Raw genomic sequence first — 14998 nt, 5'->3', positions numbered from 1 at the left:
GGGGTATCACGGGAGGATGCGGTATCCACAGGGTGTCGGGTTGACCGCCGAGCGGCAGGACAGGCGCGAGGAGTTACGGCTCCAGGCGGGGGATCGGTTCGCCCGGGGCGAGGGCAGTATGTCGATCGCAAGGGACCTGCGGGTCAGCGTCCGCTCGGTGCAGCGATGGCGTCATGCGTGGGCCGAGGGTGGTCCGCGGTCTTTGCGGTCGCAGGGGCCGGCGTCGCTGCCGAGGCTGAGCGAGAAGCAGTTCGCGCAGCTGGAGGCGGAGCTGGCGAAGGGGCCGGCCGCACATGGCTGGGAGGACCAGCGCTGGACGCTGTCCCGGGTCAAGACCGTGATCGGTCGGCGTTTCCACCTGACCTACACCATCCAGGGAGTGCGCAAGCTGCTGGTTCGTAACGGCTGGTCCTGACAGGTCCCGGCCCGGCGCGTGATGGAGCGGGACGACGGGCTTCTCCATGACGCCGCCGCAGGCGAAGACGTGGTCACAGCGTGGCCGGACCCCGGTGGTGCACGTTCGCGGCCGTCCCGCCGTCGGATATCCATCGCAGCGTTGACGTGCTACAGACCTGGCCACCGATCGAGCCTCATCTACCAGCCCGCCGGGACGACGGCCGACGCGACGGCCGAACAACAGCTCGGCGGCCCGATCGTGCTCGTCCGGGGCAATCTCAATGTCCACAAAGCCGCCGGTCTGCGGGAGTTCGCAGAAGCACGGGACTGGTTGACCATCTACTACCTGCCGCCCTACGCGCCCGATCTCAACCCCGTGGAAGGGATCTGGTCCCTCCTTCGGCGCGGCTGGCTCTCCAACGTCGCCTTCAGCACTCCCGAACACCTCGTGCAGACCGTCCGGCGGCCTACGGCACATCCAGTACCGCAACCGACCTCATCGACGGCTGCCTCACAGAGGCCGGCCTGACCATCAGACCGGCCTGAGCAACTGGACGACATCACGAGTTCAACCTCAGTAGCACAAGCAAAGCTGGAGCCCGGGACTGTAAAATGTTCGGCTCTGGCTCGTATTCGGTGGTGACGAAGTGTGACTGCTTTCGTTGGCATTGCGTGCATGATGCCAACGAGCTTGTAGGTACGGTGTTTTCGGGGCTTTCGGACGGACGGGGGCGAGGCTATCCGGGTGTCTGCGCGAACCCGGGACGATCCGGTGCCGTGTCCGGTGTGCGGGCGGCCGACGAGGCGGGTACACGGCTTCCATGGACGGGTGGTCGCGGACGTGCCGTGGACGGACGGCGGGTCGGGGTGTCGGTGCGGGTCCGGCGCCTGGTCTGTCCGGTTCTCGGCTGCCCGCGGCAGACGTTCCGCGAGCAGGTTCCTGGCGTCGTGGAGCGCTACCAGCGCCGCACCAACCGCCTGACCACCCAGCTGGGCTCAGTGATAAGGGAGTCGGCGGGCCGGGCGGGCGCCCGCCTCTCCCGCGCCCTGGCCTGCGGGATCTCCCGCTCGACCGCCCTGCGCATGCTCATGTGCCAGGTTGCGACACCGCTGCGCGTCCCGCGCGTGCTCGGTATCGACGACTTCGCACTCAAAGGCCGACACCGCTACGCCACTGTGATCATCGACGCCGAGACCGGCGAGGGGATCGATGTCCTGCCCGACCGCACCGCCCAAACCCTTACCACGTGGCCGCGCGAGCACCCCGGGGCCCAGTACGTCTGCCGCGACGGCTCCGCCACCTACGCCGAAGCCATTCGCCAAGCCCTCCCCTATGGGCTTGCCGGGAAACAAGTCGTGGCTTCCAGCTGTGGGGCTCGTTGGTCTGGTATGGGGAGACCGGAGGGGATCGAGGCCGTTCTGGCGGCGAAGTTCCAGGTGCTGTTGCCGCATCTGGACGAGCGTCAGCGTCGGCTGGCCATAGGGGCGGAAGCACTGTCGCTGGGGCATGGCGGCATCAGGATCGTCGCCGCTGCAGCCGGGGTCCGGGAGGCCACGGTCTCGCGTGGGGCAGCTGAACTGGACTCTGGTCAGGCCCCGTTGGGGCGGGTGCGCCATCCCGGCGGAGGGCGGAAGAAGGCGGCCGAGCTGGACTCTGGGCTGCGGCCGGCACTGCTGGCGCTGGTCGAGCCCGACGAGCGGGGCGATCCGATGTCGCCGCTGCGCTGGACGACGAAGTCGACCCGGAAGCTGGCGGCGGAGCTCACCCGCCAGGGGCACCGGGTCTCCGCCGACACCGTCGCCGGCCTGCTGCGGGAGGAAGGATTCAGCCTGCAGGCCAACGCCAAGACCATCGAAGGTGCCCAGCACCCCGACAGGGATGCCCAGTTCCACTACCTCAACGAGCAGGCACGAGATCACAGGGACGCCGGTGACCCGGTGATCAGCGTGGACAGCAAGAAGAAGGAGCTGATCGGCGACTACAGGAACGCCGGGCACGAATGGCAGCCCGCAGGACAGCCCGTGAGGGTCAAGGCGCACGACTTCCCCGGCCAGGCCGAGAAGGCGATTCCATACGGAATCTACGACATGACGGCGAACACCGGCTGGGTCAGCATCGGCACCGTTCACGACACGGCGGCGTTCGCCGTCGCCTCGATCCGCCGCTGGTGGCAGGCGGTCGGCCGGCACGACTACCCTGGCGCCCGCCGGCTGCTGATCACCGCTGACGGTGGCGGCTCCAACGGCTACCGCACCCGGGGCTGGAAGACCCAGCTCGCCGATCTCGCCGCCGAGACCGGCCTTGAGATCACGGTGTGTCACCTGCCGCCCGGCACCTCGAAGTGGAACAAGATCGAGCACAGACTGTTCTCCCACATCACCATGAACTGGCGAGGCAGACCCCTGACCAGCCACGAAGTCATGCTCCAGACCATCGCCGCGACCACCAGCCGCACCGGCCTCACCATCCAGGCCGAACTCGACAGCGGTGAGTACCCCACCGGTATCCGCATCAGCGACGACGAGATCGCCGCCCTGCCCATCACCCGCCACCGCTTCCACGGCGACTGGAACTACACCCTCCACCCCCAGCCAGTGGGCACAGTGACCACCGGCAGCACACCGGACGAGGCCCCGGCGGACGGCCCGACTCACCTCACGCGGCATTCACTCCAGGACCCGCTGCTGACCGGAATGACCCGTCGGCAACTCAGCCAACTCATCGCCGTGTTGGCTCCAGGGATGGAGCTTCAGCGTGAGCAAGTTCTCCATACGCGCCGAGGCCACGAGCGCCTGGTCGCCCCCGGCGCGGGCGCCAAAGCCAAGCTCACCTCAGCTGACCGAGTCCTGGCTACCGTGCTCCACCTGCGAAAACTCGCGCCTATGCACCTCCTGGGCCAGCTCTTCAACACCACCGCCATGACCATCAGCCGCGCAGCGAAAGACGTCCGCCCGCTACTGGAAGACCACGGGGTCCGTCTTGCCGCCTCAACAGCCCGCTTCCACACACGGGAAGACATCGCCAGGTTTCTCGAGACCGACGAAACCAAGATCAAACCGGCGTGTTGATTTCCGGCAAGCCCTTAGGCCGAGGAGTTCGCCCTTGCGGACCCTGTATGGAGAGCGAGTTCGAACAGTGCGTTCAGCGGATGACCTTGCGCGGCGGTGAGGAGTTGGCGGGCTTCGTCGGAGGTGAGGGGTTCGGAGCGCCGGGGCCGTGGGGTGCCGGTGCGGACGTTGCGGGCGACGTTGCGCGGAACCTCCTCTCAAGGCCTTGGGGCCAGGAGTGCCCAAGGTTCGGCTCAGCCCAGGAGACGGCCGGACCGTCCGGTCTGTCGTCGCCGGTTTGTGTGGCCGGTGGCGTCGAGAAAGGCGTCCGGCGCAGCGCGGGATGGGCGGTCAGGTAGGAGGTGGCGTCCGCGATGCGGGTGGCGTTCGGCATCGGAGACGCAGGGGCTCGGATGCGGGTGTGTCGGGAGGGTCCCCGCATCGCCATCCCCGCGACACCGGCGAAGGCACGGTCCTGCAAGGGCGTCGGGCCAGTTGCGGATGTCGTCGCCCGCGGCGACCACCGCAGCTTCCACCGTCTTCTGTGCGACGGACAGTCAGATGAGGCGCCCGTCACGGACGAACGTCGCGATGCCCCTGGGCTGACCCGGACTGGCTGGCGGGTGGTCTCGTGCGGTCCCTAACCGGACTTGCCTACGCGCAGTCGGCTGTCCCGGCCGTGTGTTCCGCTTTCGAAACGGGGCCGCAGTCGTCGTCCGGCGCCGCAGGCGCTGCCTTGGTCGCCTCTGTCGCCTCGGCCGGCCGGACCAGGCGGTGCTGGATCAGGCAGGTCGCCACCAGGGTCGCGCCCAGGACCGGCCAGGCGAGGGCGCCCACGCTCACCGCGGCGCCGACCACGATCGGGCCGAGACTGCGCTGCGCCGACTGGGCCAGGCCGTGCACCCCGAGGTAGGCGCCCTGGGCGTCGCCGGGGGCGAGGGCGACGGAGAGTTCCCAGGAGGACAGGGAGTGCAGGATCTCCGCCAGGGTGAACGCGACGGCCGCGACCAGAACTGCCCCAGTGGCGAACCACGTTCCTCCGCCGGCCGAGGCCGCGAGCGCCGCTCCGCCCGCCAGGAACGCGACGCCGATGGGAAGGAGCAGGCGGCGGGCGGCGGCGCGGGTCTCGCCGTAGCGGGACAGCGGCACCTGGAGCACGATCACCAGCACGCTGTTGAGTACGAGGATCAGGGGCACCAGCCCGACCGGGGCGTCGGTGGCGTGCACGATCCAGAGCGGGAACCCGACCTGGAGCACGCTGTCGTCCAGGAAGAGCCAGACCTCCGTCGTGGTGAAGGCGAGGTAGCGGCGGTCGCGCCAGGGTGTCGGCCCCTTCCCGGTCCGCGCGGCGGGGGCGCCCTGCTCCGCCACCACGCGTCCCGGCGCGGCCGGTTCGGCGCACCGCAGCGTCAGGACCGCGATCACCGCGTACGACCCGACGTTGGCGAGCAGCAGGGTCTCGTAGGCGGTCGCGGTGCCCACGGTCAGGACGGCGGCGGCCCCCGCGCCGCCCACGGCCCAGCCGATGTTGACCGCCGTGCGCTGGATGGCCTGGTACCGCACGCGCTGGGGGCCCGCGACCCGTGCGGCGAACAGCTTGGTCAGCACGCTCGACGCCCGGTCCGGTAGTGCCCCCAGCGCCGAGAACAGCACCAGCGGCAGGAACTCGTGCGTGGTCAGCAGCGCCGCCAGGGCCGCGCCGCGCACCAGTTGGGCGACGACGAGGACGCGGGTCACCGGGAAGCGGTCGGCCAGCCGTCCGGCGAGGGGCGGTCCCGCGATGCCGAGGACCCCGGACACGCCCAGCAGGGTGCCGATCTGACCGACCGACAGATGCGCGACGTAGATGAAGTAGAGCGTCGACGCCCCGGCCCACAGGCCCGTACCGATCTTGTCGATGACGGCGATGACCAGCATCCGTCTGCCGTCGCGGCCGCCCGGTACGACGAGCCGCCGGGTGAACGGGACTCGGTCGGCCCCGCCCGCCCCGGCTTTCCCCACGTCGGCCTGCTTCTTCACCGGCTTCATCGGTCCCCCTTGACACAGTTTTTGTATCGGTACAAACTTGCGTCTGTGGCAGAACAATATGCGCTCTCCGGTGGGACGGCCAGAGAGATTTCCGCTTCCGTCGAAAGCCGTGTCGCCGACGGCACACTCCGGCCGGGCGCTTCGCTGCCCCCCGTGCGCCGGCTCGCGGAACACCTCGGCGTGAGCGCCGGTACGGTCGCGGCGGCCTACAAGGAGCTGCGCGGGCGCGGGGTGGTGACGACCCTGGGGCGCGGCGGCACCGTAGTGGCGGCCGCGCCCTCCGTCACCTCCCGGCGGCCGCCCCGGGTGCCCACGGGGCTGCGGGACCTGGCGGGCGGACACCCCGACCCCGCCTGCCTCCCGGTGCTGCGCCCGCCGGGCTGGGTGGAGCCCGTCCCCGGTTCGCACCGCGCCGCGCCCCGGCTCCCCGCGCTCGAAGAGGCCGCCCGCGACTGGTTCGCCCGCGACGGGGTGCCCACGGGTTCGGTGACGTTCGCCCACGGGGCCCTGGACTGCGTCGGCCGGCTGCTCTCCACCGAGCTGCGCCCCGGCGACGCCGTGGCCGTCGAGGACCCGGGTTTCCACCATCTGCTCGACCTGGTCCCGGCCCTGGGGCTGCGCATGCTGCCGGTGGCCGTGGACGACGAGGGCATGCGGCCCGAGCCGTTGCGGAGGGCGCTGCGGGCGGGGGCCCGCGCCCTGGTGTGCAGCCCGCGCGGCCAGAGTCCGCTCGGCGCCCGTTTCACGCCCGCCCGCAGGGACGCGCTGCTGGCGGTGCTGGGCGACCATCCGGACGTCCTGGTGGTGGAGGACGACCACAACGCGGACATCGCCGGGGCGGACGCCGCCACCCTGGCCGCCGGCGGCCTGCCCCGCTGGGCGCAGGTGCGTACCGTCTCCAAGCACCTGGGGATCGATCTGCGCTGGGCCGCCCTCGCCTGCGACCCCGCGACCCTGGCGCGTCACGACGGACGGATGCTGCTGACCTCCGGATGGGTCAGCCACATCCTCCAGAGGACCGTCGCGGACCTGCTCACCGATCCGGAGGTGCGCGCCCTGGTGGCCGGGGCCGCGGACACGTACACCGTCCGGCGCGACGCCCTGCGCACCGCGCTGGACCGGCACGGCATCCCCTCCCACGGGGCGAGCGGCCTCAATGTGTGGGTCCCGGTCCGCGACGAGTCCGCCGTGGTCAACGGGCTGCGCACCCGGGGCTGGTGGACGGCGGCCGGCACCCGCTTCCGTTCCGCCTCCCCGCCGGGGGTACGCGTCACCACCGCGGCCCTCACCCCCGCCGAGGCGGAGGAGCTCGCGCGCGACTTCGCGGCCACGCTGGGGGAGCCGGGGTCGGAGCCGGTCTACGGGGGCTGAGGGGCGGCGCGGCCGTAGGGCGGCGGGGTCAGGCGGGGCCCCCGGCGTACGGTTCCGGGCCGGGCCGGACCCGTACGGATCCGGGCCGGGCCGGACCGGTGGCCCACACGGAGCGGCCTCGCGGCCTGTCCCTGCCACGGCCCGCCCCGGCGTACGGACCCGGCTCGCCCCGTGGCCGTAGGGACCCGCCCCGGCGTACGCCCCGCCCCACCGGCCCGCCCGCACCCGGAAGGGGCGGAAACGTACACTTCAGCAGCGTCGGCCCACCCGCCGCTCGCCGTCGGTCACCGCACGAGACCCGTGCCGCACCACGCACAAGGACCGTGCCGCACCGCACCACCGCCGACTGCCCGCCGACCGCCCACAAGGCGCGTACCGCCCGAACGAAAGGCACCGACCTCATGAGCAGCACCGACTCGCCGCGCGGCCCCGTCGACTCCTCCCGCGTCCCGCGGTACGCCGGACCCGCGACGTTCGCCCGGCTGCCCCGCCTCGACGAGGTCGGCTCCGCCGATGTCGCCGTCGTCGGCGTGCCCTTCGACAGCGGGGTCTCCTACCGTCCCGGCGCCCGCTTCGGCGGCAACGCCGTCCGGGAGGCCTCCCGTCTCCTGCGCCCCTACAACCCCGCGCAGGACGCCTCCCCCTTCGCCCTCGCCCAGGTCGCGGACGCCGGGGACATCGCGGTGAACCCGTTCGACATCAACGAGGCCGTCGAGACCGTCGAGGCCTCCGCCGACGACCTCCTCGCGACGGGCGCCCGGCTGATGACGCTCGGCGGCGACCACACCATCGCGCTTCCGCTCCTGCGGTCCGTCGCCAAGAAGCACGGCCCCGTCGCCCTGCTCCACTTCGACGCCCACCTGGACACCTGGGACACCTACTTCGGCGCCGAGTACACCCACGGCACCCCGTTCCGGCGGGCCGTCGAGGAGGGCATCCTCGACACCGAGGCGCTCTCCCACGTCGGCACCCGCGGCCCGCTGTACGGCAAGAAGGACCTCACCGACGACGCCAAGATGGGCTTCGGCATCGTGACCTCCGCCGACGTCATGCGGCGCGGTGTGGACGAGATCACCGACCAGCTGCGGCAGCGCATAGGGGACCGGCCGCTCTACATCTCCATCGACATCGACGTACTCGACCCGGCGCACGCCCCCGGCACCGGCACCCCCGAGGCGGGCGGGCTCACCTCGCGCGAACTCCTGGAGATCCTGCGCGGCCTCGCCTCCTGCCACCTGGTCTCCGCCGACCTGGTCGAGGTGGCCCCGGCGTACGACCACGCCGAGATCACCTCCGTCGCCGCCTCCCACACGGCGTACGAGCTGACGACGATCATGGCCCGGCAGATCGCGGAAGGCCGCACCCGGTGAGCCACGACCACGACGACCGGCCCGGCCTCAACGCCGCGCAGGCCGAGGCGGCGCTGAACCCGCCGCCCGGCCGCGTCGGCGGCGACCTGGTGACCGAGACCCTCCAGGGCCTCGGCGCCGCCACCGTCTTCGGGGTGTCCGGCCGTCCCGCGCCCGGCCTGTCCGCCGCGCTGCGGCGCTCCGCGCTCGCGTACGTGGAACTCGGCGCCGAGAACAGCGCCGCCTTCGCCGCCGACGCCTACGGCCGGATCACCGGTGAGGTCGCCGTGCTGCTGCTCACCGCCGGTCCCGGCGCCCTGGCCGCGCTGCCCGCGCTCCAGGAGGCGGCGGCCGCGTCCGCCCCCGTACTGGCTGTCTGCGCCCAGGTCCCGGCCGCCGGGCTCGGCGGCCGGCGCCACGGCCATCCGCGCGAACTCCGCGACCAGCAGGCGTCGTTCCGCGAGGTCGTGAAGTCCGTGCACCCCGTGCGCACCGCCTCCCAGATCCCTTCCGCGATCGCCGCCGCCTGGGAGTCCGCGCTGACCGCCCCGCACGGGCCGGTCTGGGTGGAGATCCCCGAGGACGTCCTGCGCGCGGAGACCGTCCTGCCCCCGGTCAGCGCGCTCGACGCCACACCCCGGGAGCTGTACCCGCGCCCCGAACTCACCCTCGTCGCCGCCGACCTGCTGGCACGCGCCGCACGCCCCGCGATCATCGCGGGCGGCGGGGTCGTACGGGCGGACGCGACCGGCAAGCTGCGCGCGCTCGCGGAGCGGATCGCCGCCCCGGTCGCCACCACCTACGGCGGCAAGGGCGCCTTCCCCTGGGAGCACCCGCTCTCGCTGCGGTCCTGGCCCGGCGATCCGCGCGTCACCGAACTGCTGGAGGCCGCGGACGTCCTGCTGGTCGTGGGCTCCGGCCTCGGCGCGCTCTCCTCCGGCGGCCACACCTTCGCCCCGCGCGGCCGTATCGTCCAGATCGAGGCCGACGCCGGGAAGCTGGAGGCCAACCACCCCGCGCTCGGCATCCACTCCGACGCCCGCGAAGCCCTCGACGCGCTGCTGGACACCGTGGACCCCCGCGAGGACCCGGCAGCGGCCGACCGCGTCCGTACGGCCCTGGAGACCGCGCCCGCCCCGGCCGCCGACCAGGAGCAGGGCCCGGCCGCCGCCGATCAGGGGTCCGGCCCGGACGCGCGGGTGCTCGCCGCCGTCCGCGCGGCGCTGCCCGACACCGCCCCCAGCTTCTGGGACCTCACGCCCCTCACCACCCTGGCCTGGTCCGCCTTCGACGCCCGCCGCCCCAACACCACGCACTCGGCCCAGGGCGCGGGCGGCCCCGGCTACGCCCTCCCGTCCGCGACCGGCGCGGCCTTCGCCGACCCGACCACACCGGTGCTCGCGGTCACCGGCGAGGACGACGCCCCGCACACGGCCGCGGAGCTGACCACCGCGCGGCGGTACGGCCTGCCGGTCACCTGGCTGCTCGTGGACGGTGACGGCCCGGGTGCCTCCGGGGTCCAGGACGGCGGCCCGGACGCCGTGCGCCCCGATCTCGTCGCCCTCGCGGAGTCCCTCGGCGTACCGGCGCTCCGGTCCACACCCGCGTCGCTCGCCACCGACCTGAAGACGGCACTACGCGCCCCCGGCCCCTCGGTGATCGTCCTCCGGGCGGGGTAGTCGGCCACGCGTGTGCACTCCGGCGCGGGCGGCGCTTGCGGCTCCCTTGGCCGTCCGGCGGCAAGTGGACCGGACCTTCCGGGAAGCGGCTCAGCCGTGGGCCGCCCTCGCCACGCCCGTGCCGCCGGACTCCTTCTCGGGCTCCGCCGCCCGCTCCTCCGACGCGGGCCGCGCCGTGAACGCCACCCGGACGCCGTCCCCGTCCGGCTCCAGGCGGAAGGAGGAGTCCATGGCCTTGGCCAACCGGACCAGCAGAGCCATCGTGGGCATGGTGCCGCCGAGTTCCATCTTGGACACCTGGGGCTGAGTCATCCTGGCCCGGCGAGCCAGCTCCGTCTGCGACAGGCCGCACGCGGTCCGCCGGTCGTGGACCGCCTGGCCCAGGTCGAAACGGAGGGCGATCTCCTCACGCAGCTTCTCCGTCGCCGCATCGTCCGCGATCCCCTGAGCGACCTTCTTGTCACGGGCGAGCTTCCAGTGCGCGTGGCTGACCATTACCGCTCCTCCTTCGCTGCTTCCACTTCGCGGGCGTACACATCGAGCGCGGGTCCGTGAGAAGCCTCACAGACCGCTTTGGCCTTCTTCGCCCGAGCCACTTCCGCGGTCTCCCGCTGCCTCGTCTTACGGAAGACGGTGAGCAGAACGATCCGCCGGTCCGGCGCGAGCCAGTAGGAGAGCCGTGTGGCCTCCCGATTGTCGCCCAGTACGAAACGCAACTCCCTGACACCGTCGCCGAGGTGGCGCGAGTACGGCTCGCCGAGAGTGGTCGGCCGTTCATGGAGCACGCCCGTGACGTACTCGACGACGAGGTAGTCGTGGTAGCGCAGATTCATCAGCCACAACCGCACCTCGGGCTCGATCTCGATGACGTAAGAGCTCTCCATATACAGGAAGGTATAGATGCTTCAGTGTATGACGATGCGCTGGGCCGGTCGACCACCCATGCGAGTGGCCTTGTCTGATTCATTGACCTGAGTCCTACGACCACCCGCCCCCTGCCTCCGACCATCGGCCCAGGATTGTTGCGGCGGGATGAAATCCCCCGCCCGCCGCGTTGGGGACATGCGGCGGGCCAGGGGGCCGGCCGGCTGAACGGGAGGCACGGGTGGCGGGCGCCGATGACGTCAAGGGCATGAAGGAAGCGACGGAAGAGCGGAAGAAAGCGACGGACGAGCGCGGGGAGCGAGGCGCGGGGTCTCAGGCCCTGCGGCAGGGGTGGGCCCGGCGGCTGACCGGGTACGCGTGGCGCTACCGGCGCAACGTCGTCCTCTCCCTCGGCTCCTCGCTCGCCGGCATGGGGGTGATGGCCCTCGTCCCGTTGATCACCAAGGTGATCATCGACGACGTGGTCACCGACCACACCCGGTCCCTCGCCGTCTGGACCGGCCTCCTGATCGGCGCCGCCCTCCTCGTCTACGCCGCCACCTACATCCGCCGCTACTACGGCGGCCGGCTCGCCCTCGACGTCCAGCACGACCTGCGGACCGAGATGTACACCACCCTCACCCGGCTCGACGGGAAGCGGCAGGACGAGCTGTCCACCGGGCAGGTCGTCGGGCGGGCCACCAGTGACCTCCAGCTCATCCAGGGGCTCCTGTTCATGCTCCCGATGACCATCGGGAACGTCCTGCTCTTCCTCATCTCCCTGGTGATCATGGCGTGGCTGTCGCTGCCCCTGACCCTCGTCGCCCTCGCCGTCGCCCCCGCCCTGTGGTTCATCGCCCGCCGCTCCCGCACCCGCCTCTTCCCCGCCACCTGGTACGCCCAGAGCCAGGCGGCCTCCGTCGCCGGAGTCGTCGACGGCGCGGTGACCGGTGTCCGGGTCGTCAAGGGGTTCGGGCAGGAGGAGCAGGAGACCGGCAAGCTCCGCGAGGTCAGCCGCAAGCTCTTCGCGGGCCGGCTCCGCACCATCCGGCTGAACTCCCGCTACACCCCCGCCCTCCAGGCCGTCCCCTCGCTCGGCCAGGTGGCGATGCTCGCCCTCGGCGGCTGGCTGGCCACCCGGGGCGAGATCACCCTCGGTACGTTCGTCGCGTTCTCCACCTACCTCGCCCAGCTCGTCGGCCCCGTCCGGATGCTCGCCATGGTCCTCACCGTCGGCCAGCAGGCGCGGGCGGGCGTGGAACGCGTCCTGGAGCTCATCGACACCGAGCCGTCCATGGCGGACGGCACCAAGGAGCTTCCGGCCGACGCCCCGGCGAGCGTCGAGTTCGACGACGTGCGCTTCGGGTACGCCGAGGAGCGCCCCGTGCTCGACGGCTTCTCCCTGACCATCGAGCCCGGTGAGACCGTCGCCCTCGTCGGCGCGTCCGGCAGCGGCAAGTCGACCGTCTCGCTCCTGCTGCCCCGCTTCTACGACGTGACGCACGGCGCCGTCCTGGTCGGCGGCCACGACGTGCGCGAGCTGACCCAGGACTCCCTCCGGGCCGCCGTCGGGCTCGTCCCCGAGGACAGCTTCCTCTTCTCCGACTCGGTGGGCGAGAACATCGCCTACGGCCATCCCGGAGCCACCCGGGAACAGATCGAACAGGCCGCGCGCGCCGCCCAGGCACACGGCTTCATCTCCCAGCTGCCCGAGGGCTACGACACCAAGGTCGGCGAACACGGGCTGACGCTCTCCGGCGGCCAGCGCCAGCGGGTCGCCCTGGCCCGCGCCCTCCTCACCGACCCCCGGCTCCTCCTCCTCGACGACGCCACCTCGGCCGTCGACGCCCGGGTGGAACACGAGATCCACGAGGCCCTGGCCGAGGTCATGGCCCAACGCACCACGCTGCTGATCGCCCACCGCCGCTCCACCCTCGGCCTCGCGGACCGGATCGCCGTCCTCGACCGGGGGCGGCTCGCCGACATCGGTACGCACGCCGAGCTGGAGGCGCGCTCCGCGCTCTACCGGCGGCTGCTGACCGACCCGGACGAGCTGGGCGGCACCTCACCGGGCCACCGGCCCGAGGTGTCCGGAACCGTCGAGGACGACCGCGCGCTCCAGGAGGAGCTGGCCGCGGAGTTCGACGCCGAACGCGGTATCACCCCCGAGCTGTGGATCCGCAAGGAGGAACCGCGCGACACCGCGGCGGCCGGCATGCCCGCCACCCCCGAACTGCTGGCGCAGGTGGACGCCCTGCCACCCGCCACCGACCTCCCCGCCGTCGACGAGGCGGCCGCGGTGCGCCCCGAGGAGTCCTACGGGCTGCGCAGGCTGCTGCGCGGCTTCGGGCTGCCGCTGCTGATCAGCCTGGGGCTGGTCGCGGTCGACGCGGGCATGGGCCTGCTCCTGCCCGTACTGATCCGGCACGGCATCGACGACGGCGTGACCCGGATGGCGCTCGGCGCGGTCTGGGCGGCGGCGGGGATCGGACTGCTGGCCGTCCTCGTCCAGTGGGCGGCGCAGATCGGTGAGACGCGCATGACGGGCCGTACGGGCGAACGCGTCCTGTACTCCCTGCGCCTCAAGATCTTCGCGCAGCTCCAGCGGCTCGGCCTCGACTACTACGAGCGCGAGCTGACCGGCCGGATCATGACCCGGATGACCACGGACGTGGACGCGCTGTCCACGTTCCTGCAGACCGGGCTGGTCACGGCCTTCGTCTCGGTCGTCACCTTCCTCGGGATCATGGTCGTGCTGCTGGTCCTGGACGTCCAGCTCGCCCTGGTCGTCTTCGCGACCCTGCCCATCCTGATCATCGGCACCGTCTTCTTCCGCCGTAAGAGCGTCCAGGCCTACGAGCTGGCCCGCGAGCGCATCGGTGTCGTCAACGCCGACCTCCAGGAGTCCGTCTCCGGGCTGCGGATCGTGCAGGCGTTCCGGCGTGAGCGCGACGGCGCCGAGCGGTTCGCGGACCGCAGCGACCACTACCGCCAGGCCCGGGTGCGCGGCCAGTGGTTGATCTCCGTCTACTTCCCGTTCGTCCAGCTGCTGGCCTCGGTCGCGGCCGCCGCCGTGCTGATCGTCGGCGCGGGCCGGGTGGACAACGGCACGCTGACGACCGGCGCGCTGGTCGCCTACCTCCTCTACATCGACCTGTTCTTCGCCCCGGTGCAGCAGCTCTCCCAGGTCTTCGACGGCTACCAGCAGGCCGCGGTCTCGCTCGGCCGGATCCAGGAACTGCTGCGCGAGCCGACCTCCACCGCCGACCACGAGGCGCCCCGTGAGGTGCCCTCGCTGCGCGGGGACATCGCGTTCGAGAACGTGTCGTTCGGGTACAAGGCGGCCGACGGCGAGGGGGAGGAGGAGGCGCTGAGCGGCATCGACCTGCGTATCCCGGCGGGGCAGACCGTCGCGTTCGTGGGGGAGACGGGCGCGGGCAAGTCCACGCTGGTCAAGCTCGTCGCCCGGTTCTACGACCCGACGGACGGGCGGGTCACCGCGGACGGCGTCGATCTGCGGGCGCTCGACCGGACCGCGTACCGGCACCGGCTCGGTGTCGTGCCGCAGGAGTCCTACCTCTTCGCCGGGACCGTCCGCGACGCCATCGCCTACGGGCGCCCCGCGGCCACCGACGCCCAGGTGGAGGCGGCGGCCAGGGCGGTCGGCGCGCACGACATGATCGCCACGCTGGACGGCGGCTATCTGCACGAGGTCGCCGAGCGCGGCCGTAACCTCTCGGCGGGCCAGCGCCAGATGATCGCGCTGGCCCGCGCCGAACTGGTCGATCCGGACGTCCTGCTCCTCGACGAGGCGACGGCCTCCCTCGACCTCGCCGCCGAGGCCCAGGTCAACCAGGCCACCGACCGGCTGGCCGGCCGGCGTACCACTCTCGTGGTCGCCCACCGGCTGACCACGGCGGCCCGCGCCGACCGGGTCGTGGTGATGGACCGGGGCCGGGTCGCCGAGGACGGTACGCACGAGGAACTGCTCGCCCTGGGCGGCCGGTACGCCCGGCTCTGGCGCACCTTCATAGGGGAGGACCTGGGGGAGGGCGCCCCGGCGAACGTCTGACCCGGCGTTCCTCCCGGCGTTCCGCCCGGCGTCTCTCCCGGGCGTCTCCCGCCCCGCTCCCGGACGTCCGCCGCCCTGTTTCCGGCACCCCGGCCGTCCCGTCCGTCCCCTCAGCCCCGTCCGTTTCGCCGGTCCCGGTCGTCCCGTCCGCCCCTGTCCGCAACCTTCCGGTCCGCCCGACGCGTCGTACA

At 72.3% G+C, this 14998-nt stretch carries 9 protein-coding genes and 3 pseudogenes; 8 read left to right on the top strand and 4 right to left on the bottom strand.

Features of this window, described 5'->3' with window-relative positions; translation table 11 throughout:
• The first annotated feature begins 16 nt into the window (after positions 1-16).
• The 4 genes and pseudogenes from B9S64_RS34750 (at position 17) to B9S64_RS10850 (ending at position 3465) form a co-directional block, all read left to right on the top strand.
• Positions 17-415: a winged helix-turn-helix domain-containing protein gene (locus B9S64_RS34750; protein WP_308460767.1), complete on the top strand. Its 399-nt coding sequence runs from the start codon at positions 17-19 to the stop codon at positions 413-415.
• A 46-nt stretch (positions 416-461) separates the two neighbouring features.
• Positions 462-942 (top strand): annotated as a pseudogene (locus tag B9S64_RS34995) (transposase).
• Between the two features lie 66 nt (positions 943-1008).
• Positions 1009-1728 (top strand): annotated as a pseudogene (locus tag B9S64_RS35525) (ISL3 family transposase); the annotation flags it as partial.
• A gap of 57 nt (positions 1729-1785) precedes the next feature.
• Complete coding sequence (locus B9S64_RS10850) at positions 1786-3465, top strand: ISAzo13 family transposase (protein ID WP_374936090.1); 1680 nt, start codon at positions 1786-1788, stop codon at positions 3463-3465.
• Between the two features lie 12 nt (positions 3466-3477).
• Here the strand turns inward: B9S64_RS10850 and B9S64_RS34990 are convergent.
• Positions 3478-3662: pseudogene (locus tag B9S64_RS34990) on the bottom strand (site-specific integrase); the annotation flags it as partial.
• Between the two features lie 436 nt (positions 3663-4098).
• Positions 4099-5472 (bottom strand): MFS transporter, encoded by a 1374-nt coding sequence (locus B9S64_RS10840; protein ID WP_308460766.1) that lies wholly within the window; start codon positions 5470-5472, stop codon positions 4099-4101.
• 45 nt (positions 5473-5517) lie between these two features.
• On the opposite strand from B9S64_RS10840, the gene B9S64_RS10835 reads away from it, so the two are divergent.
• The 3 genes from B9S64_RS10835 to B9S64_RS10825 all read left to right on the top strand — a co-directional run bounded on the left by B9S64_RS10835 (position 5518) and on the right by B9S64_RS10825 (position 9871).
• Positions 5518-6843 (top strand): aminotransferase class I/II-fold pyridoxal phosphate-dependent enzyme, encoded by a 1326-nt coding sequence (locus B9S64_RS10835; RefSeq protein WP_103492452.1) that lies wholly within the window; start codon positions 5518-5520, stop codon positions 6841-6843.
• Between the two features lie 401 nt (positions 6844-7244).
• Positions 7245-8213, top strand: coding sequence for an agmatinase (gene speB, locus B9S64_RS10830; protein WP_103492468.1), 969 nt, complete (start codon positions 7245-7247; stop codon positions 8211-8213).
• Positions 8210-9871 (top strand): thiamine pyrophosphate-binding protein, encoded by a 1662-nt coding sequence (locus B9S64_RS10825; protein WP_103492451.1) that lies wholly within the window; start codon positions 8210-8212, stop codon positions 9869-9871. Before speB ends, B9S64_RS10825 begins: the two co-directional genes overlap by 4 nt.
• A 90-nt stretch (positions 9872-9961) precedes the next feature.
• On the opposite strand, the gene B9S64_RS10820 is transcribed toward B9S64_RS10825, so the two are convergent.
• Together B9S64_RS10820 and B9S64_RS10815 are read right to left on the bottom strand one after the other, a co-directional pair.
• On the bottom strand, positions 9962-10366 hold the full coding sequence (locus tag B9S64_RS10820; RefSeq protein ID WP_103492450.1) for a helix-turn-helix domain-containing protein: 405 nt from the start codon (positions 10364-10366) through the stop codon (positions 9962-9964).
• A complete protein-coding gene (locus B9S64_RS10815) occupies positions 10366-10755 on the bottom strand; it encodes a type II toxin-antitoxin system RelE/ParE family toxin (protein WP_103492449.1) in 390 nt (129 codons plus the stop codon). Before B9S64_RS10815 ends, B9S64_RS10820 begins: the two co-directional genes overlap by 1 nt.
• Positions 10756-11003: 248 nt before the next feature.
• On the opposite strand from B9S64_RS10815, the gene B9S64_RS10810 reads away from it, so the two are divergent.
• A complete protein-coding gene (locus B9S64_RS10810) occupies positions 11004-14807 on the top strand; it encodes an ABC transporter ATP-binding protein (RefSeq protein ID WP_258037951.1) in 3804 nt (1267 codons plus the stop codon).
• The last annotated feature ends 191 nt before the right edge of the window (positions 14808-14998 follow it).

The sequence above is a fragment of the Streptomyces sp. SM18 genome (assembly GCF_002910775.2).
GTDB lineage: Bacteria > Actinomycetota > Actinomycetes > Streptomycetales > Streptomycetaceae > Streptomyces > Streptomyces halstedii.
The sequence above is the reverse complement of the archived record's forward strand: the minus strand, read 5'-3'. Positions and strand labels throughout refer to the sequence as shown.